The 24,172-nt window shown below is 49.4% G+C and carries 22 protein-coding genes and 3 pseudogenes; 10 read left to right on the top strand and 15 right to left on the bottom strand.

What is annotated here, in order from left to right; translation table 11 throughout:
• Nucleotides 1-173: 173 nt before the first annotated feature.
• The 10 genes and pseudogenes from CGZ65_RS08360 to dapA form a co-directional block, all read right to left on the bottom strand.
• The gene (locus CGZ65_RS08360) at nucleotides 174-1,343 is read right to left on the bottom strand and encodes an NAD(P)H-dependent flavin oxidoreductase (RefSeq protein WP_096295515.1); all 1,170 of its coding nucleotides are present in this window, start codon (nucleotides 1,341-1,343) and stop codon (nucleotides 174-176) included.
• 328 nt (nucleotides 1,344-1,671) lie between these two features.
• The gene (locus CGZ65_RS08355; protein ID WP_096295514.1) at nucleotides 1,672-2,505 is read right to left on the bottom strand and encodes a symmetrical bis(5'-nucleosyl)-tetraphosphatase; all 834 of its coding nucleotides are present in this window, start codon (nucleotides 2,503-2,505) and stop codon (nucleotides 1,672-1,674) included.
• A gap of 452 nt (nucleotides 2,506-2,957) precedes the next feature.
• A complete protein-coding gene (locus CGZ65_RS08345) occupies nucleotides 2,958-3,347 on the bottom strand; it encodes a RidA family protein (RefSeq protein WP_096295512.1) in 390 nt (129 codons plus the stop codon).
• A 325-nt stretch (nucleotides 3,348-3,672) separates the two neighbouring features.
• Nucleotides 3,673-4,892: pseudogene (gene hemW, locus CGZ65_RS08340) on the bottom strand (radical SAM family heme chaperone HemW).
• Nucleotides 4,893-5,111: 219 nt separating this feature from the next.
• A complete protein-coding gene (locus CGZ65_RS08335; RefSeq protein ID WP_198345264.1) occupies nucleotides 5,112-5,879 on the bottom strand; it encodes a sulfatase-like hydrolase/transferase in 768 nt (255 codons plus the stop codon).
• Between the two features lie 391 nt (nucleotides 5,880-6,270).
• Nucleotides 6,271-6,654: a phosphoethanolamine transferase domain-containing protein gene (locus tag CGZ65_RS12910; protein ID WP_198345263.1), complete on the bottom strand. Its 384-nt coding sequence runs from the start codon at nucleotides 6,652-6,654 to the stop codon at nucleotides 6,271-6,273.
• Nucleotides 6,655-6,803: 149 nt separating this feature from the next.
• The gene (gene rdgB / locus CGZ65_RS08330; RefSeq protein ID WP_096295511.1) at nucleotides 6,804-7,400 is read right to left on the bottom strand and encodes an RdgB/HAM1 family non-canonical purine NTP pyrophosphatase; all 597 of its coding nucleotides are present in this window, start codon (nucleotides 7,398-7,400) and stop codon (nucleotides 6,804-6,806) included.
• Nucleotides 7,393-7,638, bottom strand: coding sequence for an NGO_0222 family membrane protein (locus tag CGZ65_RS08325; RefSeq protein ID WP_096295510.1), 246 nt, complete (start codon nucleotides 7,636-7,638; stop codon nucleotides 7,393-7,395). Before CGZ65_RS08325 ends, rdgB begins: the two co-directional genes overlap by 8 nt.
• A 261-nt stretch (nucleotides 7,639-7,899) precedes the next feature.
• Complete coding sequence (bamC, locus tag CGZ65_RS08320; RefSeq protein WP_096295509.1) at nucleotides 7,900-9,042, bottom strand: outer membrane protein assembly factor BamC; 1,143 nt, start codon at nucleotides 9,040-9,042, stop codon at nucleotides 7,900-7,902.
• An 18-nt stretch (nucleotides 9,043-9,060) separates the two neighbouring features.
• Nucleotides 9,061-9,935, bottom strand: a pseudogene (gene dapA, locus CGZ65_RS08315) (4-hydroxy-tetrahydrodipicolinate synthase).
• A 497-nt stretch (nucleotides 9,936-10,432) separates the two neighbouring features.
• Here dapA and CGZ65_RS08310 point away from each other — a divergent pair.
• The 3 genes from CGZ65_RS08310 to nrdD all read left to right on the top strand — a co-directional run bounded on the left by CGZ65_RS08310 (nucleotide 10,433) and on the right by nrdD (nucleotide 14,377).
• On the top strand, nucleotides 10,433-11,824 hold the full coding sequence (locus CGZ65_RS08310; protein WP_096295508.1) for a nucleobase:cation symporter-2 family protein: 1,392 nt from the start codon (nucleotides 10,433-10,435) through the stop codon (nucleotides 11,822-11,824).
• Between the two features lie 201 nt (nucleotides 11,825-12,025).
• The gene (gene nrdG / locus CGZ65_RS08305; RefSeq protein WP_096295507.1) at nucleotides 12,026-12,556 is read left to right on the top strand and encodes an anaerobic ribonucleoside-triphosphate reductase activating protein; all 531 of its coding nucleotides are present in this window, start codon (nucleotides 12,026-12,028) and stop codon (nucleotides 12,554-12,556) included.
• Nucleotides 12,557-12,595: 39 nt separating this feature from the next.
• Entirely contained in the window at nucleotides 12,596-14,377 is a 1,782-nt protein-coding gene (nrdD, locus tag CGZ65_RS08300) for an anaerobic ribonucleoside-triphosphate reductase (RefSeq protein WP_096295506.1), read from the top strand.
• 84 nt (nucleotides 14,378-14,461) lie between these two features.
• Here the strand turns inward: nrdD and fumC are convergent, their stop codons facing one another.
• Nucleotides 14,462-15,850 carry a class II fumarate hydratase gene (gene fumC / locus CGZ65_RS08295; RefSeq protein WP_096295505.1) on the bottom strand — a complete coding sequence of 463 codons (1,389 nt, stop codon included), beginning with the start codon at nucleotides 15,848-15,850 and terminating at the stop codon, nucleotides 14,462-14,464.
• A 671-nt stretch (nucleotides 15,851-16,521) separates the two neighbouring features.
• Here fumC and CGZ65_RS12905 point away from each other — a divergent pair.
• From CGZ65_RS12905 to CGZ65_RS08275, 7 genes are all read left to right on the top strand, one after another.
• Nucleotides 16,522-16,689, top strand: coding sequence for a hypothetical protein (locus CGZ65_RS12905; RefSeq protein WP_157742755.1), 168 nt, complete (start codon nucleotides 16,522-16,524; stop codon nucleotides 16,687-16,689).
• A gap of 24 nt (nucleotides 16,690-16,713) precedes the next feature.
• Nucleotides 16,714-16,890, top strand: a complete 177-nt coding sequence (locus tag CGZ65_RS12900; RefSeq protein WP_157742754.1) for a hypothetical protein — start codon at nucleotides 16,714-16,716, stop codon at nucleotides 16,888-16,890.
• Nucleotides 16,891-17,191: 301 nt separating this feature from the next.
• A complete protein-coding gene (locus tag CGZ65_RS08290) occupies nucleotides 17,192-18,565 on the top strand; it encodes a diaminobutyrate--2-oxoglutarate transaminase (RefSeq protein WP_096295504.1) in 1,374 nt (457 codons plus the stop codon).
• On the top strand, nucleotides 18,565-20,097 hold the full coding sequence (locus CGZ65_RS08285) for a pyridoxal phosphate-dependent decarboxylase family protein (protein ID WP_096295503.1): 1,533 nt from the start codon (nucleotides 18,565-18,567) through the stop codon (nucleotides 20,095-20,097). Before CGZ65_RS08290 ends, CGZ65_RS08285 begins: the two co-directional genes overlap by 1 nt.
• 351 nt (nucleotides 20,098-20,448) lie before the next feature.
• Nucleotides 20,449-20,739 (top strand): ferritin-like domain-containing protein, encoded by a 291-nt coding sequence (locus CGZ65_RS14695; RefSeq protein ID WP_198345262.1) that lies wholly within the window; start codon nucleotides 20,449-20,451, stop codon nucleotides 20,737-20,739.
• Between the two features lie 50 nt (nucleotides 20,740-20,789).
• Nucleotides 20,790-20,900 (top strand): ferritin family protein, encoded by a 111-nt coding sequence (locus CGZ65_RS14690; protein WP_269768595.1) that lies wholly within the window; start codon nucleotides 20,790-20,792, stop codon nucleotides 20,898-20,900.
• 48 nt (nucleotides 20,901-20,948) lie between these two features.
• The gene (locus CGZ65_RS08275) at nucleotides 20,949-21,383 is read left to right on the top strand and encodes an organic hydroperoxide resistance protein (RefSeq protein WP_096295502.1); all 435 of its coding nucleotides are present in this window, start codon (nucleotides 20,949-20,951) and stop codon (nucleotides 21,381-21,383) included.
• 93 nt (nucleotides 21,384-21,476) lie between these two features.
• On the opposite strand, the gene CGZ65_RS13395 is transcribed toward CGZ65_RS08275, so the two are convergent.
• From CGZ65_RS13395 to pstB, 4 genes and pseudogenes are all read right to left on the bottom strand, one after another.
• Complete coding sequence (locus tag CGZ65_RS13395) at nucleotides 21,477-22,115, bottom strand: histidine kinase dimerization/phospho-acceptor domain-containing protein (protein ID WP_096295501.1); 639 nt, start codon at nucleotides 22,113-22,115, stop codon at nucleotides 21,477-21,479.
• Complete coding sequence (locus CGZ65_RS08265) at nucleotides 22,024-22,578, bottom strand: DUF3329 domain-containing protein (protein WP_096296146.1); 555 nt, start codon at nucleotides 22,576-22,578, stop codon at nucleotides 22,024-22,026. Before CGZ65_RS08265 ends, CGZ65_RS13395 begins: the two co-directional genes overlap by 92 nt.
• Entirely contained in the window at nucleotides 22,571-23,263 is a 693-nt protein-coding gene (phoB, locus tag CGZ65_RS08260) for a phosphate regulon transcriptional regulator PhoB (protein WP_096295500.1), read from the bottom strand. Before phoB ends, CGZ65_RS08265 begins: the two co-directional genes overlap by 8 nt.
• 146 nt (nucleotides 23,264-23,409) lie before the next feature.
• Nucleotides 23,410-24,172 (bottom strand): annotated as a pseudogene (pstB, locus tag CGZ65_RS08255) (phosphate ABC transporter ATP-binding protein PstB).

Raw genomic sequence — 24,172 nt, 5'->3', positions numbered from 1 at the left:
GGTTCCGAGCCTGAAATTTAACCGCTATGTTAACATTTTTCTGATTTATTTTGTTAACAATCTGTGCAGGCTGTGACGGGTGAAGGCCGTCTGAAAAGTTTCAAGATATAGATAAATCACTGCACATCAAAAAGCCGTCTGAAATTCTATCGTTTTCAGACGGCCTCTGCGTTTTATTTTGCGGCAACCGGCATAGCGCCGTTTAACAAATAGTGAATGGTTTCTTGTACCGTGCGCATGGCATTGCCGAATGGCAGCGGGTCTTTGCCGCGGAAAAACAAGCCTTTATCGACCTCTCCACGGAAAGCGGCGGAAAGTTGGATGTCGATACAGAATTGGCCGGCTTTATCCAAACCATCACGCAAACCACAGCTGGTCAGGCAGTTTAAGCCTTGGGTGCAGCGGCGCGGGTCGGCTTTGGCCACAGATTGCAATTTGGCTTCGCGCTTGATGTAATTATCAAGGAATTTGGTGCGCACGCCGCGGGCCGGCAAACCGGCGACCGACATAAATTCAACCACTTGCTCGGTGTCGGCACCGGCCAAGGTTTTCTTGAAATTGATGTGGGCATCGCCTTCTTGGGTGACTGCAAACGCGGTGCCGATCTGAACGGCATTGGCGCCCCATGTTTTCAGCGCGGTAGTGACTTTTTCAAAATTCGCCATACCGCCGGCCAACACCAAAGGGATTTTTTCGCTTTCCAAGCCCAGATTTTTAAAGACTTCCAAAGTTTCTTCGATCACGCGCTTAAACTCGAATTTTTCATCGTTGACACCGGTTACGGTGGCTGCTCCTAAGTGCCCGGCGGCGTGAGCCGGGTGCTCGATTACGATGGCATCGGGCAAGATACCTTTCTTCATCCAGCGTTTCAACACGATATTAATGCCGCGCGATTCCGATAAAATCGGGAATAAAGCCACGTCTTTGTGGAAGCCCTCAGTCATTTCCGGTAGATCCAAAGGCAGACCGGCGCCCATCACAATTGCATCGGCACCCGATTCGCAAGCTTGGCGCACATAAGCGGCATGGTCTTTCACGGCTTTCATCACGTTCACCGCAATCATGCCGTTGCCTTCGGCGCCGCTTTTGGCTTTTTGGATTTCACGGTCAAGCGCAATGCGGTTGAGCTTGGTGTATTTTTCTTCGGTTGAGTTGATTTTCGATTGTTCCAGCAAATCTTCGTGCAGATGGCGCAAATCCACGCTGGCGATGGTGCCGATGCCGTTTTCTCGGGCGACGGCGCTGGATAGTTTAGACGCAGAAATACCCACGCCCATGCCGCCTTGAACGATGGGAATCAATGACTTGCCGCGGATAACCAATGGATCGAAAGAGTGTGACATGCTAATGGCCTCAGGTAGGGTGTTGGAGTGAGTACTGCAATGAGTGTGTCAGTGTATTTTTAATTTTAGGCATTATACTCTAAAAAAATCATAAATTAGAGTAATTCTATAGTTTTTTCAAAAGGTAACACAAAAATGTGAACCGGGTATGCTATATCGCAATAATAAAATCAAAAAAATTAATTGTTTATATAATTATTTAATATCGTAAAGATGCTGATGAAGATAAGAGAAACGGTAAATTTGATGGGAAAGTAGAAAACGTTTGATTTTGTATGGGCACAATAAAGGCCGTCTGAACTTAAATTTTTCAGACGGCCTTTTGATTTCAATCTTTTTTCAAAGTACGCCAATCCAAGCCGTTGATGGCGGCAACTTGGGTTACGGCTTCAGTACAGAGGTTGATGGCGGTGAGTTTGCCGCCCCACAATGCGCCGGTATCTAGCGAGATGATGCCGTTGGTGTTCATGTAACCGAGTGACGACCAATGGCCGAATACGATTTTATGGCTCAGGTTTTGGCGGTTGGGCACGCGGAACCACGGGCGCAGGTAAATCGGCATTTTGTCGAGCGTGGCTTTGAAATCGAAATCGAGTTCGTTTTGATAGGTGAGTGCCCGCATTCGGCTGAACACGTTGACGATAAAGCGCAGACGGCTGTAACCGCTTAAATTTTCATCCCACGCAATTGGGGTGTTGCCATACATTTTGGCGAAGAATTTTTCGTATTTCCGGCCTTGTAGTTCGGCTTCAGCTTCCCGCGCCAAATCTTCGGCTTGGTCGACAGACCATTGCGGCAGGATGCCGGCATGCACCATCACGTGGCTGTCGTTGCGGATCATCAAGGGTTGATGGCGCAGCCATTCGAGCATTTTCCGGCTGTCGGGATGATTGAGAATCGGGGTAATGGTGTCGCTGCGCTTGGTGGTGCCGTACCCGTAGCCAACAGCGAGCAGGTGGAAATCATGGTTGCCGAGTATGATCTGAACGCTGTCGGGATGCTGCATGGCAAATTGCAGCGATTCCAAGGATTTAGGGCCGCGGTTGACAATGTCGCCGGTGAGCCACAGGGTATCGGTGCCGTGGTTGAAGCCGATCTTTTCCAGCAAAACCGAAAGCTCGTCATAACAGCCTTGGATGTCGCCGATTGCATAATGCGCCATGTTGATTCTGATTCCTGATGGGGGGATTTCAGACGGCCTGAGATGTAGAAAATCGACGGGTTGTTTACACTTTTTATGCAAAACTTTTTTTATTTTTCACAGAATGATGGTTTTAAGATTTTTGAGTGTGATCCCGGCATTCTGGGCAACGCTCAAAAATCTCAAAATGGGCCGTCTGGCAAAAAAGCAAAAGTATGAACAACGCTAGGGTTTTCTAACTGCGGACTTGGCAACATCTCCATTTTTGGGCACATTTCTTCGTTATACGCGACCCGAAAGATCAGCTATCTTTATGATATATATTTGCTTTCTTCGCTGCTATAACTTTGAATTGCACTCGAATCTGATGCTTTGCAAAGCTCTCGGCCTGTTAAGATTAAGAGAATAGGCCGTCTGAAAATAATGATAACTTCAGGCCGTTTCAGACGGCCTTTATTTTTTAAACAAAAGGTTTACGCGTTTAACACCAATACCGCCTCCGCTTCGACCTGTACGCCTTTAGGCAGGCTGGCGATGCCGACGGCGGCACGGGCCGGGAACGGCTCAGGGATAAATTCGGCCATCACTTCGTTGAAAATGGCGAAATTGCCCAAGTCGGTCAGATAGGCGTTAACTTTAACGATGTCGCTCAACGAGCCGCCGGCTGCTTCGGCTACGGCTTGCAGGTTTTTAAACACTTGCACTGCTTCGGCACGGAAATCGCCGCCGCCGACCACTTGCATGGTGGCCGGGTCAAGCGGGATTTGGCCGCTCATATAAACAGTGTCGCCCGCGCGCACGGCCTGGCTGTAAGCGCCGATGGCGGCCGGGGCGTTGTCGGTGTGAATGATGATTTTCGCCATGATGTTTCTCCTGAAAAAAAAGCAGTTGGAATAGGCCGTTATGATACAAAATTTTGCGTGGCTTAGGAAGTTGGGCGGCAGGGTTGAGTGCGTTTCAGGCGGTATGTTTTCAATCAAGGCCGTCTGAAAAAGTTTGAGGATGAATTTCAGACGGCCTGAAATCTTTGCAAAATCCCTATCTTTGGCGCATCTATTCGTTATGCGCTGCTCGAAAGCTTGCCTGTCTTGATGATGTGTCCGCGCTTTCTGTGCCGCTCTGACTCTGAACGGCACTCAAATCTGGGGTTTGCAAATGTTCCAGCTTTCATTCTGTTTTATCAATCATTTATAAAAAACATTGCAATAAATCGTTTAAAAGCAGGCGGCCTTGTGCAGTCGGTTTAAACACGGTCGGGTCAGACTCCAGCAAACCTTTGCGGCGCGCGGTTTCGATTTGCGGCATGATTTGGGCAGTTGAAATACCGGTGCGCTGTTGCAGCATGGCGGCAGGCACGCCGTCGGTCAGGCGCAGGGTGTTCATCATGAATTCAAACGCCAAATCATCGCGCCGGATGGTTTGGCGCTCGATGCCGCCGGCCGGTTCGCTTTGCATGGCGGCAAGGTAATCATTGGGATGACGACGACGAGTGGTACGCTTGATGCGGTCGGCGTAGGAAATTTTGCCGTGTGCGCCTGCACCGATGCCGATGTAGTCGCCGAACTGCCAATAATTGAGATTATGGCGGCACTGCATACCGGCGCGGGCGAAAGCGGAAGTTTCGTAGTGGAGAAAACCGGCTTCTTGCAACTCGGCATGCACGGCGTCTTCGATGTCTAAAGCGTTTTCATCGCTCGGCAAACCCGGCGGCGGTGTATGGCCGAAAGCGGTGTTCGGCTCCATGGTGAGATGATACGCGCTGATGTGGCCTGCGCCGGTGGTGATGGCGGTGCGGACATCGTATAAGGCCGTCTGAACGGTTTGGTTTGGCAGGGCATACATCAAGTCGATATTGACTTTTTCAAATAAATTCAGGGCAGTATCGATGGCAGCTAAGGCTTCGCGGCTGTTGTGTATGCGCCCCAAGCAGTTTAACATGTCGTCATTGAAGCTTTGCACACCAATAGAAAGACGCGTAATGCCGGCTTCTTTAAAGCCTTGAAATTTTTCGATTTCAAACGTGCCGGGATTGGCTTCGAGCGTAATTTCGGCATTGGGCTGCAAGCGTACCAGAGCGCGTACGCCGCTGAGCAGCCTGTCGATGGCTTGTGCGCTGAACAGGCTCGGTGTGCCGCCGCCGAAGAAAATGGTTTCGACCGGCCGCCCCAAATATTGGGCAATTCGGTTTGCAAGTCGGCCAGCAAGGCATCAACGTAAGCATCTTCGGGCAAACCGCTTGGGGCAGTTTGAGTGGGTGTGATGGTGGCAAGCGGTTGATAACGCGAAATATTGTGTGAATTGAAATCGCAATACGGGCATTTTTTGATGCACCACGGAATGTGGATATAAAGCGACAAAGGCGGCAGGGCGGTGAGCGGTGTGGCGTGGGGAAGGGTAATCGGGGTCATGGTTTGGGTGTGGGTAAGGCTGTCTGAAAACAGTTATTTCAAAATGGATTTGGCTTAAGCGTTAGGATGAAAAAGTTTCAGGCTGCCTGATGGAGAATTTTTGAATTATAACAGCTGCGATATTTTTAGTTAGGAAACTTGTTAATCGTACATTTAAAATACTTTGATTATTTATCAATATGCCGTCTGAAAGTGATTTCAGACGGCATATTGATATGATTATGGCATTAAAACCGGATCATCTTCCAAGCTTTCATAAGGAACAATTTTTTCCCAATCGAAAACCTTGATTCCTTCACTTGCCTGCACTTCTGAAAAGAACTTATAAGGTAATTTCAGCTTAGTTTCATCAATGCCCAGCCATTCGGCAAAACCATAAATAAAATGGAATCCGCTTCGTTCGGCCTGTTGGCGGATTTGCCCTTTATCATTGCTGGAAATACGTACAAATGGAACATGATATGCCTGTTTGTGCTTCGGTGAGTTAATAAGGGTTACGTCAGCCGAATCTTTATTGACGTGTGCCAAGCCATGGTCAGATAAGTAAATCAAAGAATAACTGCCGTAAGGTTTCAGTTCTTGCACGATATTTTCGATTAATGTATCCGTTTGTTTCAGTGTTTCTAAATAGCAGGCCATTTTTTGATTTTTAAATTTCTCAGAAACAGGTTGTATCAACCGTTTGCAGAAATCAGGGTGCGAGCCGTTGATGTGGAAAACATATAAAGCCGGTTCTTGTGATTGTTTACGCTTGGATAAAACTTCTTTTAATCCATCCAGTACAACCGTGTCGTTGAATGTGCCAATTCCTTCTCTTGGTGCATTCGGTTCATAGAATTTTGAGAACTTAGCTTGAATCCCGACGCGAGAAGCCGCCGTATCCGCATCATGTCCTGTTGGTTGGGTAGATAACCAATGGGTTGTAAATCCTGCTGCATTGGCTAAGGAAATAATATTATTGGGATATACAGCTTGGTTTTCATTCATTAAGTGCAGCATACGTGTTAATGATAACTGGGTATTGGGGGAGGGGAGATAAATTTATCCAGTATCAAACCCGCATGTTGGTTTAAATAAGGACTGGTGTTAATTGGAAATTGATAGAACGGTAAATAATCGGAACGAACACTTTCGCCGATTATCAAGACATAGTTTCGATAATGAGGTGTGACTTTCTTAATTTCCCAAGCCGGTTTTTCTGCAAGAAAAGACTTAGCTAGATTTTTCTCTTCTTGATATTGTTGTAATACCTGCCATGCTTTGACATAAAAATGAATATTTGAAACTAAGGTATTATTCAGATTGAACGGTTGGTTGCGTTTTAAGGTTGCTGTTGTTGGTTTATGTAAGATCAAAAGTGAGAAAATAGTAAATAAAATTAGTGTTCTATAACTTCTAGGCCAGTATAATTTGCTTGCTTGCTTGCTTGCTTGCTTGCTTGCTTGCTTGCTTGCTTGCTTGCTTGCTTGCTTGCGGTGAATAATACACCTACGCCGCTCACCAATACGATTACTGCTGCCAGCCAACTCTGCCAGGGTAAAGTGCTGATAAATTCAATACTTTCGTTTGAATCGGTTTCTAAGGCCGAAGCAACCAGTCCGATATTGATGCGGCCATACAATTGGCCGACAGGTGCAAACAGTGTGCAGACCAATAAATTCAAGCTGAAAATAATTTTGAAAAGTGTCCTGTTAAGTTGAAATAAGGCATACCAAAAGCAGACCATAGCTAGAAAATAACCATCTTCTAATGCATAGCCCAACCCCTATACAGAGATAAGAGAAAATAGAAAAATACTGATTAATAAAGGATACCTAGTTAAAATTGACATCATTATTCCTTTGTTTGATAAGACTTCAGAGAGAAAGGTTTGTAGGCCGTCTGAAACGTTCAGACGGCTTTTTTAGCGATTCACATCTCGGCGTGGATTTTGTCGAGCAATTCCTGCAAAGCCTGTCCGCGGTGGCTGACGGCGTTTTTGACTTCAGGTGCGAGTTCGGCGGCAGTGCAGCCGTGTTCGGGCAGAAAAAAATGCGGGTCGTAGCCGAAACCGTTGCTGCCGGCGGCTTGTTGCTGCCATTGGCCGCGCCAAATGCCTTCGGCGATAATCGGCTGCGGATCATGCTCGTGGCGTACCAAGACCAATACGCAGACGTAATAGCAGCTTTGGTCGGCTTGATCGGCTAAGTCGGCGGAAAGTTTGGCGTTGTTGGCGGTGTCCGATTTGGGGTCTGATCCGGCATAGCGGGCAGACAACACACCCGGTGCGCCACCTAAAGCATTGGCGCAAATGCCACTGTCGTCGGCCAAAGCAGGCAAACCGCTATGCTTGGCGGCATGGCGGGCTTTGGCCAGCGCGTTTTCAACGAAGGTAGAATATGGCTCCGGGCATTCGGGCGTATTGAATTGCGATTGTGGCAGGATATCGATATTTTGTTCGGCAAACAGGCGGGAAAATTCTTTGAGTTTGCCGACGTTGCCGCTGGCCAAAACGATTTTGTCAAACATGGGGTGTTCCTTGATTGTCTTGTGCCTGCATCTGCATATATTGCATCTTGGCTTTTAAACGCAGATAAAGTGCCAAGCTGGCGATTTGGCCGAAGATGGCGGCAAATGCGAATAAGAATGCGGTCACGGCAAACTGTTTGCTGCCGATGGAAAGCAGATAGCTGCCCAGCAGCACCAAGGCCATAAAAAGCAGGGTAAAAAAGACGATGCAGAGTAGGTAGGTTTTGCGTTGGTTCATGAGCCGGTTTGCTTTTGCTGCAGAATGAAATGCCGTATTATATAGCGGTATTTCATCAATTTTCGATACAAGGCAGCAAGCCGAAGACAGTACAAGTAGTACGGCAAGACGCAGTAACGCCGTAGCGAAAGTTAAGTTAATCCGCTATAGCGGATAGAGAAGGCCGTCTGAAACTATTATTTTTCAGCCGGCCTTACCCATATAAAAAACCGCTTTTGAACGTCAAAGTCAAAAGTGGTTTGATGTGTTTGGATTGCCGGATTAACGCAATTCCGAATGCAGGCGACCAATCAGAGTGGAAGCGTCGCTGCCTTTGTAGCTGCTGCCGTCTTTATTCAGCAGGCTGATGCGTGCACCGTTGTTAACCGGTTCAATGTAAACAATCAGTTCAGGTCGTTGCACTTGTTGGGTTTCGGTTTTTTTGCCTTTGCCAAACCAGCGGCTGAACATCCCCGGTTTTTGGTTATTCACAGCCTCGCTTTCGGTCGGCGCTTGTTGTACCAAGAAAGCGTGACGCTCAGCGTTTTGACCCAATACGGTCAGGCCGATGCGATCCAGTGCCAGCGCAGTACGGCGCCAGTTGCGTTCGTAGTCGCCGCTGACCAGCACGGTTTGGCCTTCTACTTTGGCCAAGTCACCGGTATTGGCGGAAGGCGCAACGCTTTGACCCAAGGCGTTTTCAGCCTGTTTTTCGTCCATGCCCAGATATTGCATGAAGCGTGCCAAGAAGGCGGCTTCTAAGTTGGGATCGTTCGGGCGAGGCTGCCACATGGTGGTGTCTTTGTTTTTGTCACCATACACTTCTTCCATACCTTTGTGGGCGAAGAAGACATCGGTAGTGCCGTTTTTGCCTTTTTCAACACGGATGATGAATTTATCGCGCTCGCTGGTTGAGTAAACACCCCCTAAGCCGACTTTTTCAAACAAGCGTCGCAAGGTATCTTGCGGGATTTTGGCGCGGTTTTCCGCCCATTCGGTTTCCATTTGGCCGATAGCCGGTTCTTCAGATTTGATGTCGAAACCGTTTTCTTGCCAGAAAGCTTTCAGTAACGGCCACAATTCAGCAGGCTGTTTGCCGTCAACTACTACCCAGCGTTGTCTGCCGTCGCGCTCTAAGCTTACTCCTTTTACCGATTGCAACACGGCTTGGTTGGCCGGTTGCTGTGTAGCTTGAGTGCGGTTACGACGGTTGTCGAGCTCGGTCGCGCGCACGGCACCATTGCCCGCAGGCAGGTTGTACAAATTGCCTTGATCCGGATTGGTCAAATCAGGCGGTACTTCCAAGTTCACGATTTTACGTGTTTGGCTTTGGTAATCCAGCTTAGGTTGTTCTTTTTTGCCGCTAGAGCAGGCGGTCAGGCTAATCAGGGCGATAGCCACGGCTATCGGTTTGAGGTAAGTCATCTCGGTTTCCTGTTGAGGTTAAATCAGTTTGGCTGCTTCCAATGCGCGGCGTACTTTGGCTTGGCCGTCTTCGGTCAGGGCGACCAAAGGCAGGCGCACATGCGCTTCGCATTTGCCCAATGCTGCGGCGGCCCATTTCGGGGCGGCAGGGCTGGGTTCGCAGAACATGGTGTTGTAGATTGGAATCAGTTGGTTATTGAGTTGACGTGCCGCCGCAATGTCGCCGGCCAATGAGGCGCGGCACATATCGGCAAATAGTTTCGGTGCAACGTTAGCTGCGACGGTAATCACCCGTGGCCACCTGAAAGCATAAAGGCCATGCCGGTCGGGTCGTCGCCCGACAATACGGTGAAGCCTTCCGGGGCGTTGTTAATCAGCTCGATATCACGGCCGATGTCGCCGCTGGCTTCTTTCACGCCGACAATATTCGGTATTTCGGCCAAACGCAGAATGGTTTCGTTGTTCATGCTCACCACGGTACGGCCCGGTACGTTGTACACAATCATCGGAATAGAGGTGGCTTCGGCAATCGCTTTGAAATGTTGGTAGATGCCTTCTTGCGAAGGTTTGTTGTAATAAGGAACCACAGACAAGCTGTAATCGGCGCCGACTTTTTCTGCGGCTTTCGACAAAGCGATGGCTTCGACGGTGTTGTTGGCGCCGGTGCCGGCAATCACAGGCACGCGCTTGTTGACGTGTTTGACCGTGGTTTCAATCACAGCCAAATGTTCGGCAACATCTAAAGTTGCGCTCTCGCCGGTGGTGCCGACTGCGACGATGCCGTCGGTGCCGTTGTCGATGTGCCAGTCAATCAGGCTTTTCAGGTGTTCGAAATTAATGCTGCCGTCTTGATTCATCGGGGTAATCAGGGCAACCAAGCTACCTTTTAGCATAATGAAACCTTTATTTCGATAATGATGAGGTCGGTTATGTCGGCGATTGTAGCTTACTTTGTTGTTGGTGTGAAACACTGCTTAAACAGACGGTCGTGTGGTTGATTGGAGTGTTAGGGGTGTTTTAGGGAATAAGTTTATTAAAAACAGATAATTGCTTATTGTGTTTGACCTTTTTCATGTCAAGGCTAAAAAGTGTTAAATCTTCAAAACGCATTGGGGCCGTCTGAAACTAACAGGGTCTCGGCTTGTGTTCCTTATCCTATATATAGGTCAGTCTGTTTCGTGATGGCCGGAAACACCGATATTCTCTTAAACAATTAATTGCACAATATTGATATATCATAAATCAAATGGAGCCAGTTATTTAGCCAGTGTTGTGACTACATGCGGTTACGCTTTGCAGGCCGTCTGAAAAATTGCCCAAATGATTAAGATTGTATACAATTTTGCCCTTACAAAATTTATCTGTTTATTACTAACCTTAAAGGATGGGTATGGTGCACAACACGGACAAGCAGGCTCAATCGCCTGATTTGGTGTATGGTTTGGAAGACAAACCGCCTTTTATGAATGGGCTTTTGAGTGCCATTACGCACTTATTGGCGATTTTTGTGCCGATGATTACGCCTGCGCTGATTGTTGGCGGTGCGTTGAATCTGCCGGTGGAAATGACCGCTTATTTGGTGTCGATGGCGATGGTGGCTTCCGGCATCGGCACTTATTTACAGGTGAACCGCTTCGGGCCGGTTGGCTCGGGCATGTTGTCGATCCAGTCGGTAAACTTTTCGTTTGTGACCGTCATGATTGCTTTAGGCACGGGTATGAAAGAAGGTGGCATGGATGAAAACGCAATGATTTCGACGCTGTTGGGTGTGTCGTTTGTCGGTGCGTTTTTGGTGTGTTTTTCCGCGTGGTTGCTGCCTTATCTGAAGAAAGTGATTACGCCGACGGTAAGCGGCGTGGTGGTGATGTTGATTGGCTTGAGCCTGATTCACGTCGGCATTACCGATTTCGGCGGCGGCTTCGGTGCGAAGGCTGACGGAACATTCGGATCGATGGAAAATCTAGGCTTGGCATCGCTGGTGTTGTTTATCGTGTTGCTGTTCAATTGTATGAAAAACCCGCTGTTGCGCATGAGCGGCATTGCCGTGGGTTTGATTGTGGGTTATATCGTGGCGCTGTTTTTGGGCAAGGTGGACTTTTCGGCATTGCAAAACCTGCCGCTGATTACCATTCCGGTGCCGTTCAAATATGGTTTTGCTTTCGATTGGCACGCTTTTATCGTGGCCGGTGCGATTTATTTGTTGAGCGTGTTTGAGGCAGTGGGCGATTTGACGGCCACGGCGATGGTGTCAGACAAACCGATTGAAGGCCCTGAATACACCGAGCGCCTGCGCGGCGGTGTGTTGGCCGATGGTTTGGTGTCAGTGATTGCAACCGCATTGGGTTCGTTGCCGCTGACCACGTTTGCGCAAAATAACGGTGTGATTCAAATGACCGGCGTAGCTTCGCGCCATGTCGGGAAATATATTGCCGCGATTTTGATTTTGCTGGGATTGTTTCCCGTGATTGGCCGCGCGTTTACTACGATTCCGAGTCCGGTATTGGGCGGTGCGATGGTGTTGATGTTTGGTCTGATTGCGATTGCCGGTGTGCGTATTTTGGTGAGCAACGGCATCCGGCGTCGCGAAGCAGTGATTGCGGCTACTTCGGTGGGCATCGGTTTGGGCGTCGCGTTTGAGCCCGAAGTGTTTAAAACCCTGCCGGTGTTGTTTCAAAACTCGATTTCCGCTGGCGGTATCATGGCGGTAATTTTGAACTTGGTGCTGCCGGAAGATAAAACCGAAGTCACGGTTCATGTGAATACCGACAGTTTGGAACATTAATCTGAAAGCGGATCAAAGGCCGTCTGAAACCATAGTTTCAGACGGCTCTTTTTTATATTAATTTTTATATTAATTAGTTAGGATAAATCATATTTATAAAATTTTTCTATGTTAAACAGAAATCAGATTTAAACTTAAAAATACCATATTTAGTATTAATATGATTTAATCTGTACAAAATATAGTATCCAATCATTTGATATGCAAGCGCTCACGTTTACTGCCGAACACATTGTCTGGCAGGAAGTGCCGAATGAAACTTCATTGGCGTTTCTGATTGCCGGTTGCCCGCTGCGTTGCCCGGGCTGTCACAGTGCCGACAGTTGGAAAGCAGGTTTGGGTAAGGCTCTAACCGCCGAATATCTGGCAGGCCGTCTGAAACGCTATCAAGGCTTGATTAGCTGCGTGCTGTTTATGGGCGGTGAATGGCAGCCTGAAGCATTGCTGCCGCTTTTGAAGCTTGCACAATCCGCCGGATTGAAAACCTGCCTGTATACCGGTTTGGAGCGCGCGGAATGGGAAGCCGTTTCAGACGGCCTGATTGGGCATTTGGATTATTTGAAAACCGGCCGATGGGTAATGGAATTGGGCGGGCTCGACAGCCCGACGACCAATCAACGGTTCACGGATTTGCGCACAGGCGAAACGCTGAATCATTGGTTTGTCAAAGACCATCCGCAAAAAACGTTCGCCATCACACCTGCACAACCTGATTTTTTTCAAACGGCCTGACCGCTGCTGCTTATTAACCAACCTTACTAGGAGAACAACATGATTCGGCTGCATCCCGAACAGTTAAACGGCAAACTTAATTTTATGCATGACTATATTCACGCGGCCAATGCGGCCGACGGCTCGAAAATGGATGCCAATGCTAATGTTACGCAGAAAAACATCGCCACGATGGAAGCGGAATTGATGAAAGATTTTTTCGTGCAGATTAACCGCAGTCAGGTGTCGCGCAAGATTGCCGAATTGTTCGGGCAGGGGGCAGCCGATGAATACATCCGTCAAATCGAGGCGCACGAAATTTATGTGCATGACGAAACCAGCTTGAAACCATATTGCGTATCGGTGACGCTGTATCCGTTTTTGCTCGACGGTTTGACCAGGCTCGGCGGCGAATCGAAAGCCCCCAAGCACTTGGCTTCGTTTTGCGGGTCTTTCGTGAATCTGGTGTTTGCCATCAGCGCACAATTTGCCGGGGCGGTGGCGACAGTGGAATTTCTGACTTATTTCGACCATTTCGCCCGCCGCGACTTTGGCGGGGATTATTTGGAAACCCACGCCGATGAAGTGGCCAATCACCTGCAGCAGGTGGTGTACAGCATTAACCAGCCGGCGGCCGCGCGCGGTTATCAGAGTGTGTTTTGGAATATTTCGGTGTATGACCGATATTATTTTGAAGCCATGTTCGGCGATTTTGTCTTCCCTGATTTCAGCAAACCCGATTGGCACAGTGTGGCCAAGCTGCAAAACTTTTTCCTGAAATGGTTTAATCAAGAGCGTACCAAAGCCGTGTTGACGTTTCCGGTCATCACCGCCGCCATGCTCACCGGTGAAGGTAAGTGCAAAGACATGCAGTTTGCCGATGAAATGGCGCAGGAATTGGCTGAAGGCAACTCGTTTTTCGTGTATCTGTCCGACAATCCTGATTCACTGGCTTCGTGCTGCCGTTTGCGTAACGCCATCGAAGACCGCACCTTCTCCTACACCTTGGGCGCGGGCGGTGTGGCGACCGGTTCGATTAACGTCATCACCATCAATATGAACCGCTTGGAACAAGACGGACGCGATTTGGCGGCGGAAGTGGCGAAAATCCACCAATATCAATACGCCTGCCGCAAATTGATGGAAGAGTATCAAGCTGCCGGCATGTTGCCGGTGTACGACGCAGGTTTTATCACGCTGGACAAGCAGTTTCTCACCATCGGCATCAACGGCATGGCTGAAGCGGCGGAATTTCACGGCATTAAAGTCGGTTACAACGAAGAATATGTCGCGTTTGTGCAAGGCCGTCTGAAAACCATTTTCGAGGCCAACCAGGCCGCCACCAAACATTACGGCGTGAAGTTCAACACCGAATTCGTGCCGGCGGAAAACCTCGGTGTGAAAAACGCCAAATGGGATAAAGCCGACGGCTATCAAGTAAGCCGGGATTGCTACAACTCGTATTTTTATGTGGTGGAGGACGAAGAAATCAACGCGCTGGACAAATTCTTGCTGCACGGCAAAGAAATGGCCGGTTGGCTCGACGGCGGCTCAGCGCTGCATTTGAATTTGGACGAAGCCTTGCCGAAAAGCGGTTACCGTTCGCTGCTCGACATCGCCGCGCAAACCGGCTGCAACTATTTCTGCGTCAATGTGCGCATCACCATTTGCAACGAATGCGGCCACATCGACAAGCGCACCTTACATGCCTGCAGTAACTGCGGTTCGCACGATATCGATTACGGCACACGCGTCATCGGTTATCTCAAGCGTGTGTCAGCCTTCAGCAGCGGTCGGCGTAAAGAGCATGCCTTAAGACATTATCACCGCCAAGCGGCGTAAGGTTGCCTAAAAGAAAAGCCTCAGGCCGTCTGAAAGTTGTTTCAGACGGCCTTTTACTGTGTTTAAAACCTGATTTCAAACTTTTTAACGCGGATGCACCATATCGGCAGGTACCACCAGTTCGTCAAATTCTGCGCCGCTCAATAAGCCCAGACTGATGGCGGTTTCGCGCAGGGAGCTGTCGTTTTTATATGCGGTTTTGGCGACTTTGGCGGCATTTTCGTAGCCGATTTTACGGTTTAAAGCGGTAACCAGCATCAGTGAGTGGTGCAGGAAATAGTCGGTTTTTTCCGGTACCGGCTCGATGCCGACGGCGCAATGTCCGTTGAAGCTGTTGCAGGCATCGCCCAGCAGGCGGATGGATTGCAGCAGGTTGTAGCCGATGACGGGCATGTACACGTTCAATTCAAAATTACCCGATGCGCCTGCCATGCCGATGGTCACGTCGTTGCCGAATACTTGGCAGCACACCATGGTCAGTGCTTCGCATTGGGTTGGGTTGACTTTGCCCGGCATGATGGATGAACCCGGCTCGTTTTCCGGAATTTTGATTTCGCCCAGGCCGCAGCGCGGGCCGGAAGCCAGCCAGCGGATGTCGTTGGCGATTTTGTTTAAGCTTGCGGCCAAAGTTTTCAATGCACCTGAAGCGTACACGGCAGCATCGCGTCCGGCCAATGCTTCAAATTTGTTTGGGGCGGTGACAAACGGCAAGCCGGATAATTCGGCGAGTTTGGCGGCTGATTTTTCGGCGTATTCGGGATGGCTGTTCAAACCGGTGCCGACGGCGGTGCCGCCCAAAGGCAATTCATAAAGTCCTTTCAAGGCATCGTTCAGACGGCCTAAGCCGTGGTCGAGTTGGGAGACGTAACCGGAAAATTCCTGACCCAATGTCAGCGGTGTGGCATCCTGTAAGTGGGTGCGGCCGATTTTGACAATCGGTTCAAACGCTTTGGCTTTGGCATCGAGCGTGTCGCGCAGGGCTTTCACTGCCGGAATCAGCAGGCGGTTGATTTCGATGGCGGCGGCAACGTGAATCGCGGTGGGGAAGCTGTCGTTGGTCGATTGCGCGTGATTGACGTGGTCGTTGGGGTGGACAGGCTGATACGCCGCCAAACCGCTGCCCGCAATTTCGTTGGCGCGGTTGGCAATGACTTCGTTCATATTCATATTGGATTGTGTGCCCGAGCCGGTCTGCCACACCACCAGCGGGAATTGGCCGTCGAGTTTGCCGTTTAACACATCATCAGCCGCCTGTGTAATCAAATCGCCTTGCTCGGCTTTGATGCGGCCTAAGGATACGTTGGTTGCGGCGGCGGCTTTTTTGACCAAGGCCATGGCGTGGATTAACGGCTGGGGCAGGGTTTCGCCGCCGATTTTGAAATTGTTGCGGCTGCGTTGGGTTTGCGCGCCCCAATAGGCTTCAGACGGCACTTCAACATCGCCCATGGTGTCGTGTTCGGTACGGGTAGTCATGATTTCTCCTGTCTAGTTTAAAATGCGAACCATTCGCATAAAATAATTATAACCAGTCATGAATGTTGTGAAAAGGCCGTCTGAAACAATTTATTTTTTGGATGACTGAACTATTTTTGTTGAGGTTAGTCTGTAATTGACACAGCCAAACCGCCGGCAAAATTTGTCGGCGGTTTGTTGCATATTCATAAAGTAGATAAACCGCAGTGGCCAGACATTAGTTTGTGGTGATGAAGCATAAAAAAAGTGGATAAACCGGTAATCATCCTGCTATACGGTTGTCGGTGAATTTGGGAATTGGGAACTTAAATAATAGACAACCATTAGCCGAGAGCGGGAAAGCAAATTGCTTGACCGTGTTTATGAGTGTTTTGCAGCATCAATATTTTAGTTTGCATGTTGAGCTTCTCTTTGCAGATGATTGCACCTGCAGATGGAGGGCAGGATTTAGAGGCAAGCTGGTGTTTAGGCTGCATCGTTTTTCCGGTGTCAATGTTGATCAGGTTTTACCACTCGGTACAACGGTTTTGTGTTGTGGCGGCATCGGCATTGATTGCTTTTTTTGGTAGAGGCGATCGGGTTTTGCGTCGAGACGGTATGTTTCTGGCGTTGGTTCGCTGCGGCAGCTTCCGTTAGATGAAATTGCCCAAATTCATGAAAGCATGGCGATATTGAGTCAATGGGTAATGGGTTCTACGCAAGAAAGCATGCCTGGTTATGCCTATTTTTTGTGGGTGGTGCCGGGTTTGGTTGTGAGCACACTGATTGGTTTGTCTTTGCTTAAATTTATCCGTCGTCTGCCTGTCAAAGCAGCACGCGGCATTATTGCCGGGGTGTGATTTTTCTTGCGGGGGGCATTGGGTATGGAAATACTTCCCGGCTTGTGGAGCTTCCGTTACAGCGAAAATGCTTATTATCAACTTTTGGTGACATTTGAAGAAGGCATGGAAATGACGGGTATTTCCGTTGCGTTGGTATCGTTGCTTTCTGTGGTTCGTTTTCAGCCGCAGCAAAAAGGCGTAAACATGGTGCTTCAGTAAAAGTTGGAGTAAATACTAAAAAACACTTTCATTTTTCCAAAAAAGGTGTATCATTGCGCCCACTTGCCAGTACGCTACGGGTCGGTTTTGCCGATTCCGGGCGTTTTTTGTTTTTAGTACCTGCCGCTTCAACCCATGGTCATAATCGGCAACCTACTATTCGAGACCGCGTACTGCATGGGGTGTGCAGCTTGTTGCTGTCAGCACCCATTGTGGGGGTTTTATCATATGGTAAAACCTGTTCTTTAGGGCATTTTTATCTTTCCTGCCCGATAACCCTTATCCGAGATGGTAATCAGATATGAGCGTTACGCCTGTAAATCCTATTCCCCATGCCAGCAATGAGCATTACTTAACCCGTCAAAACGAGATGGAATCCAATGTCCGCAGCTATCCGCGCAAATTGCCGTTGGCGATTGCCAAAGCATGCGGTTGTTGGGTGACTGATGTTGAGGGTCATGATTATTTAGATTGCTTGGCCGGCGCCGGAACCCTAGCCTTGGGCCACAATCACCCTGCTGTGATTCAAAGCATTCAAGATACGTTAGCCAGCGGTTTGCCCTTACATACCCTGGACATCACCACGCCGTTGAAAGATGCGTTTTCCGAAGCCTTGCTGGCGCATTTTCCCGGCGGCAAAGAAAATTACCGCCTGCAATTTTGCGGTCCGACCGGTGCAGATGCTACGGAAGCAGCAGTCAAACTGGCCAAAACCTTCACCGGTCGCGGCAATGTCATCAGCTTTTCCGGCGGCTACCACGGCATGACCCAAGGATCGTTGGCCTTGACCGGCAATTTAAGTGCGAAAAATGCGGTGCAAAACCTGATGCCGGGCGTACAGTTCCTGCCGTATCCGCATGAATACCGTTGCCCGCTGGGCATTGGCGGTGAAGCCGGTGTCGATGCGCTGACTTATCATTTTGAAAACTTCATCGAAGATGCGGAAAGCGGCGTGGTGAAACCGGCTGCGGTGATTCTGGAGGCGATTCAAGGTGAAGGCGGCGTGGTGGCGGCACCGGCCAAATGGCTGAAAAAAATCCGTGAAGTCACCGCCAAACACGGCATTCTGATGATTGTGGACGAAGTGCAGGCCGGTTTCTGCCGTTCGGGCAAAATGTTTGCCTTCCAACATGCCGAAATTGAACCGGATGTAGTGGTGATGTCGAAAGCTGTCGGTGCCGGCCTGCCGTTGGCCGTGTTGGCGATTAAAAAAGAATTCGATGCGTGGCAGCCGGCCGGGCACACCGGCACCTTCCGCGGCAGCCAATTGGCCATGGCCGCCGGTTATGCCTCGCTGGAGGTGATGAAGTCGCAAAACTTGGCGCAAAACGCGCAAACGCAAGGCGATTTCATTCAAGCCGAATTGAAAAAAATGGCACAGGAATTTCCCTGTATCGGCAACGTGCGCGGTCGCGGCCTGATGATCGGCATTGAAATTGTCGATGAACGTCTGCCTGCCGACCACATGGGTTCGCTGCCGGCCGATAGCGAATTGGCGGCGGAAATCCAAAAATCCTGCTTTGCCAATAAATTATTACTGGAACGCGGCGGCCGCAACGGCACAGTCGTGCGCATATTGGCACCGCTGATTATCAGCCGCGAAGAGAGCGAAGAATTTTTGCGCCGCTTCCGCCAATCATTGGCTGATGCGCTGAAGAAAGTGCGGGGCGTGTAATGGCGGATTTTGCACAACACCAACGCACATTGCTTTGCAATCACCCGCAATCAGTCGCCGATTATCAGGCGGCGATGAATGATGCGGTGCAAGCGGTGGCAGCGTGGTTGAACGAAGACAAAATGTACACCGGCGGCAGCATTCGCCAATTGCGTGAAAAAATATCGTTCAGGCCGTCTGAAAACGGTTTAGGCTTGAATGATGCCTTGCAACGCGCAGTAGAGCTTTTTTTAAACAACAGTTTAAAAGTGCATCATCCGCATTCTTTGGCGCATTTGCATTGTCCGACCTTAGTCGCCGGCCAAGCGGCGGAAGTGTTGATTAACGCCACCAACCAATCGATGGACTCATGGGATCAAAGCCCGGCAGCTTCATTGATGGAAGTACAAATGATCGACTGGCTGCGCCAAAAGCTCGGCTACGGTAAAGGCACGGCAGGCGTGTTTACCTCCGGCGGTACGCAGTCCAATCTGATGGGCGTATTGTTGGCGCGCGATGCCTGTATTGCCAAGCACTGGAAAACTTCAGACGGCCTTGAATGGAGCGTTCAACGCGACGGTCTGCCGCCTGATGCGCTGCAAAAAGTGAAAGTGGTCTGCTCGGAAAACGCGCATTTTTCGGTGCAGAAAAACATGGCGATGATGGGCATGGGCTTCCAGTCGGTGGTGACCGTACCGGCCAACTGCTACGGCCAAATCGACACCGCAGCATTGGCAAAAACGCTCGACCGTTTGGCAGACGAGGGCAAAATCATTGCCTGCGTGGTGGCTACTGCCGGCACTACCGATGCCGGTGCGATTGACGATTTGAAAGCCGTGCGGGCTGAAGCCGACCGCTACGATGCGTGGGTGCATATCGACGCCGCATGGGGCGGTGCGCTGCTGCTTTCCAATGAGTTCCGCCACATGATTGACGGCATTGAATTGGCCGATTCGGTAACGCTCGATTTTCACAAGCACTTTTTCCAAAGCATTTCCTGCGGTGCGTTTTTGTTAAAAAACGAAGCAGATTTCCGCTTCATTCATTATGAAGCCGAATATCTGAATTCCGCTTACGATGCCGAACACGGTGTGCCGAATCTGGTGTCGAAATCACTGCAAACCACACGCCGCTTCGATGCGTTGAAATTATGGCTCACCATCGAAGCCTTAGGGGAAACACTGTACGGTTCGATTATCGACCATGGCATTAAGCTGGCAAAAGAAGTCGAGCAATATATCAACGCCACTGACGGCTTGGAAATGACGAACGCGTCGCAGTTTGCTTCGATTTTATTCCGCTTAAATCCGCAAGGTTATCCCGCCGGACATATCGACAGCTTGAATCAAAATGTGGCAGACGAATTGTTTGCACGTGGTGAGGCCAATATCGGCGTAACCAAGGTCGGCGATGTGCAATCATTGAAAATGACCTTGCTCAGCCCGATTGCCACGCTGGAGAACGTGAAAAAATTGCTGGCGCAAGTGCAGCAGGAAGCCGAGCGTATCAAAGATGCGATTGCCGCGGGCAGCTACACGCCGCCAATTGATTAATGCTTTGATTGAATAATCAGGCTAAAAGGCCGTCTGAAACATAGTTTGTTTCAGACGGCCTCAAATATAATAGGGCAACACTATTAAATTATTCCCTTCATTTAAATTTAACAACGGCCTATTGCTTAAAAACGGCTTTGTTGTTACATAGATAATCGGGCTGTCCGATTTTTCTGTCGGGCAGTAAGATCCGAGTCAACTTGGACTGTGTGGTTTAGGGTTTAGTTGAATAGCAGTATTGGAATTTTGATGAGTGTTCGTCTGTCGGATTAAAAAATTTTATAAAATTATATTGCAAACAATATAATTTTTGGATATAATGTTTTCACTGTTTAAGCTTGGAGCAAGAAAATGAATAAAATTCACGATTTATTAAATGAGATGTTGGCGGTTTATTGGTCGGCAAGCATTCAACACCGCAGCCATGTGGCGGTAATCGCTGCGGAAGGGGCAAGTTTGCTGGCGACTGAGATGGAAAGCAAAATTGCTGATGAGCCGGAAACAATCATTAAGCTACAAAACCGCTTACTTGATTTGGGCGGCCAAATCCGTTTTACCATCAAACATCCCAACATTGGCACTAATCTGCGCGAGGCACTGGAAAATGATTATGAGCTGCAAAAAATGCCCGTATCGGTTTAAATCAATGGGCAGAAACAGCAAGCAGCGAGCACGATGCCACCACGCGCATCTTGATTGAAGAAATTTTGGCAGACGAAGAAGAGCATTTGTCTTGGTTAGAGCAAGAGTTGGATTTTCTGGAAAAACTGGGCGAGCCGCTTTATCTGTCGAAAAGAATGTAATTTAAGTTTTAATTTTACTGTTGATTATTAAATTGAAAGGAATGTAACATGAAAATTTTCTACCACACTTCAGCCACAGCCACCGGCGGACGCGACGGGCATACTCAGGTTGATGACGGTTCAATCGGTTTTGACTTGGTCGGTTTTCAAAACGAAAGCGGCAAAACCGGTACCAATCCCGAACAATTGTTCGCCATGGGTTATGCGGCTTGCTTTGACAGCGCGATGAACCACGTTGCCCCGACTTTAGGCCTGAAGCCGGAGCAGTCTTCGACCACGGTGGCGGTGGGCATCGGCCAAAAAACCGGTGGTGCATTCGGCTTGGATTTGGACATCACCATCACGGTAAAAGGCTTAAGTGAAGCCGATGCGCGTAAACTGATTGAAAAAGCGCATGAGGTTTGCCCGTATTCTAATGCGGTGCGTGGCAATGTGGACACGCGTTTGCATGTAAACTTAATTCAATCGTTTGATTTGTCATAAAAAAGCAAATAGTTGATTTGCATGTGGCTCAGTCATTTGCATAAACCAAAGGCCGTCTGAAAATATTTCAGACGGCCTTTGGTTTATGCAAATCTACAATTTAATTCCAGTGGGAATTCCAGATGCCAATTCAAACAGTACGGAAAACGTGCTGCCTTTGCTTAATTCACTTTCCACTTCGATTTTGGTGTCATGCGCGGCCAAGGCATGTTTGGCGATGGCGAGACCTAAGCCGGTACCGCCGCTTTGGCGTGATCGGCTGTTGTCGACGCGGTAAAAGCGCTCGGTCAGACGCGGGATGTGTTCGGGGCGATGCCGGGGTCGGTGTCGCTGACGCTGAAGCGGGCGTGGCGCTCGCCTTCCGGTTTGAGGCTGATTTGTACTTTGCCGCCTTGACAGGGTGAGCAAGTCGTTGAGCAAATCGAGCATGCGGCTGCCTTCTTTTTGCATCAGGCTGATGAATTGCCGGCGCTGTTCATCGGGAATATCGGGCATATCGCGCATGGTTTCCAAAAAGCCGTTGATGACGGTTAACGGCGTGCGTAATTCGTGCGATACGTTGGCAACAAAGCTGGTGTGGCTGGCTTGCACGTGCTCGACGGTGCTGATGTCTTGGCTGATGAGCATTTGGGTGTTTTTTTCAAACGGACAGCGCGTCACCAGCAGCGTGCGCGGAATCGGGTGATTTTGCGGCACGGTCAAACGGATTTGTGTTTGCTCGGTTTGCTCCATAAAGGCATGAAACTCGGGCAGGCGGATGAGGTTGAGCTAAAATGCCGTTGCGGACGCGTTCGCGGTTGAGATTGAAATGAGTGGCGGAAAGGCGGTTTTGCCATTCGATGCGCATTTCTTTATCCAAAATCATCACACCGGTAGGCAGGGCTTCGGCAGCGCGGTTGAAACGCATCAATGCGTTTTTAAGTTTGCGCTTTTGCTTGCGGCGGTTGCGGCTTTGCTTGAGCAGGGTGGAAAATACTTCGTCCCAAATACCGTTGGCAAAAGGAATCGATTCCGGCTCGGGGTTTTTCAGCCAGCCGAGCAATTTGTACATCTGGCGGATGTGCAGCAAACTGATCAAGCTGAGCGTGGCAAAGGCGGCAACAAACGCGCCGGACATGCCCCAAAAGGTCAGTCCGGCGGCTGCGGCAAACAAAATGCCCAAAATGGAAGGAATCAGGTAAACGAGATTATTCATTGTTGTTGCCGAAACGGTAGCCGCCGCGGACGGTTTGCACTAAATGGGCGAGCTGGGCTTTTTCCAAGCCTTGACGCAAACGGCGGATGTGCACGTCAACGGTGCGTTCTTCGATGAAGACGTGGTCGCCCCAAATCATGTCGAGCAGTTGGCTGCGGCTGTAGAGGCGGTTGGGGTGTGCCATGAAAAAATGCAAGATTTTGAATTCGCTTGGGTTAAGTTGCAATTCAATGCCTTCGGTGGTATTGACTTTGCGGTTTTCCGCATCCAGGCGGATGCCGAAAATTTCTAAAACCTGTTTGCTTTTTTGCGGTGCCATACGGCGCAGCAGAGCGTTGATGCGGGCGATGAGTTCGCGCGGTGAGAAAGGTTTGGTGATGTAGTCGTCGGCGCCGATATTCAAGCCCAGCTCTTTGTCGCTCTCTTCGCTACGGGCGGTGAGCATGATGATGGGTAAGTTTTGCGTGCGGGTTTGGGCGCGTAACTGTTGGATGTATTCGACGCCGGATACATCGGGCAGCATATAGTCCATCAAGATAAGATCGGGCAATTCGTTTTTCAAAAGCTTTTCAGCCTCGCTCACGCGCTCGGCGGTGGCTACGCGGTAACCGGCCGCTTCGAGGTTGAAACGAATCAAGGTGGCAATGGCCGGCTCGTCTTCTACAATCAGGATATAGACGGACATGTTGTTCTCTCTTTGTTGGGTTGCGTTTGATTTTCAGACAGCCTGACAATCGGTTTGACACACAATACGCAACAGGATTTTCATCAGGCCGTCTGAAAGGTCATTGCTTTGGTTGCAGACGCCTATTAGGACTAAGCAATTCAAACTTAACCGAATTTACCGGTGATATAGTCTTCGGTTTCTTTTTTGCCCGGTTTGGTGAAGATGGTTTTGGTGTCGCCCACTTCAACCAGCCTACCCAAATACATATACGCCGTGATGTCGGACACACGTGCGGCCTACTGCATATTGTGGGTCACGATGGCGATGGTGTAATCGTGTTTTAATTCGGTTACCAATTCTTCAATATAAGCGGTCGAAATCGGATCGAGCGCGGAAGTCGGCTCATCCAGCAGCAAGACTTCGGGCTTGGTGGCGATCGCGGGCAATGCACAAACGCTGCTGCTGGCCGCCGGATAACGAATTGCCGCTTTGCTTGAGTTTGTCTTTGACTTCGCCCCACAAAGCCGATTTGTTTAATGCCCATTCTACACGGCCGTCCAATTCGCTGCGACTGAGTTTTTCATACAGTTTTACGCCGAAAGCGATGTTATCGTAAATCGACATCGGAAACGGTGTCGGCTTTTGGAATACCATGCCGACTTTGGCGCGCAGCAGATTCAGGTCAACATTTTTATCAAAAATATTGCTGCAGTCGAGCAGGACTTCGCCTTCACCGCGGTTGCCGGGATACAGGTCGTGCATGCGGTTTAAGGCGCGCAGCAAGGTCGATTTGCCGCAACCTGACGGACCGATAAACGCGGTGACTTGTTTTTCAGGGATTTCCAGATTGATGTTTTTTAATGCGTGGAATGGACCATAATAAAAGTTAAGGGGCTGTACTAGATAACTAGGGAAATCTAATTTCAA

The organism is Neisseria weixii, assembly GCF_002327085.1.
Lineage (GTDB): Bacteria > Pseudomonadota > Gammaproteobacteria > Burkholderiales > Neisseriaceae > Neisseria > Neisseria weixii.
The sequence above is the reverse complement of the archived record's forward strand: the minus strand, read 5'-3'. Positions and strand labels throughout refer to the sequence as shown.

Excerpts from the sequence above, each read along its gene's own strand:
- nrdG (WP_096295507.1), top strand. The coding sequence starts at position 12,026 with ATGCAAGCGCTCACGTTTACTGCCGAACACATTGTCTGGCAGGAAGTG.
- CGZ65_RS08360 (WP_096295515.1), bottom strand. The coding sequence starts at position 1,343 with ATGTCACACTCTTTCGATCCATTGGTTATCCGCGGCAAGTCATTGATT.
- rdgB (WP_096295511.1), bottom strand. The coding sequence starts at position 7,400 with ATGTTTGACAAAATCGTTTTGGCCAGCGGCAACGTCGGCAAACTCAAA.
- CGZ65_RS08355 (WP_096295514.1), bottom strand. The coding sequence starts at position 2,505 with ATGGCGCATTATGCAATCGGCGACATCCAAGGCTGTTATGACGAGCTT.
- CGZ65_RS08345 (WP_096295512.1), bottom strand. The coding sequence starts at position 3,347 with ATGGCGAAAATCATCATTCACACCGACAACGCCCCGGCCGCCATCGGC.
- CGZ65_RS08325 (WP_096295510.1), bottom strand. The coding sequence starts at position 7,638 with ATGAACCAACGCAAAACCTACCTACTCTGCATCGTCTTTTTTACCCTG.
- CGZ65_RS08285 (WP_096295503.1), top strand. The coding sequence starts at position 18,565 with ATGGCGGATTTTGCACAACACCAACGCACATTGCTTTGCAATCACCCG.
- nrdD (WP_096295506.1), top strand. The coding sequence starts at position 12,596 with ATGATTCGGCTGCATCCCGAACAGTTAAACGGCAAACTTAATTTTATG.
- CGZ65_RS08310 (WP_096295508.1), top strand. The coding sequence starts at position 10,433 with ATGGTGCACAACACGGACAAGCAGGCTCAATCGCCTGATTTGGTGTAT.
- CGZ65_RS08275 (WP_096295502.1), top strand. The coding sequence starts at position 20,949 with ATGAAAATTTTCTACCACACTTCAGCCACAGCCACCGGCGGACGCGAC.
- phoB (WP_096295500.1), bottom strand. The coding sequence starts at position 23,263 with ATGTCCGTCTATATCCTGATTGTAGAAGACGAGCCGGCCATTGCCACC.
- bamC (WP_096295509.1), bottom strand. The coding sequence starts at position 9,042 with ATGACTTACCTCAAACCGATAGCCGTGGCTATCGCCCTGATTAGCCTG.
- CGZ65_RS14695 (WP_198345262.1), top strand. The coding sequence starts at position 20,449 with ATGAATAAAATTCACGATTTATTAAATGAGATGTTGGCGGTTTATTGG.
- CGZ65_RS08290 (WP_096295504.1), top strand. The coding sequence starts at position 17,192 with ATGAGCGTTACGCCTGTAAATCCTATTCCCCATGCCAGCAATGAGCAT.
- CGZ65_RS08265 (WP_096296146.1), bottom strand. The coding sequence starts at position 22,578 with ATGAATAATCTCGTTTACCTGATTCCTTCCATTTTGGGCATTTTGTTT.
- CGZ65_RS13395 (WP_096295501.1), bottom strand. The coding sequence starts at position 22,115 with ATGGAGCAAACCGAGCAAACACAAATCCGTTTGACCGTGCCGCAAAAT.
- fumC (WP_096295505.1), bottom strand. The coding sequence starts at position 15,850 with ATGACTACCCGTACCGAACACGACACCATGGGCGATGTTGAAGTGCCG.
- CGZ65_RS12900 (WP_157742754.1), top strand. The coding sequence starts at position 16,714 with ATGGAAATACTTCCCGGCTTGTGGAGCTTCCGTTACAGCGAAAATGCT.
- CGZ65_RS08335 (WP_198345264.1), bottom strand. The coding sequence starts at position 5,879 with ATGAATGAAAACCAAGCTGTATATCCCAATAATATTATTTCCTTAGCC.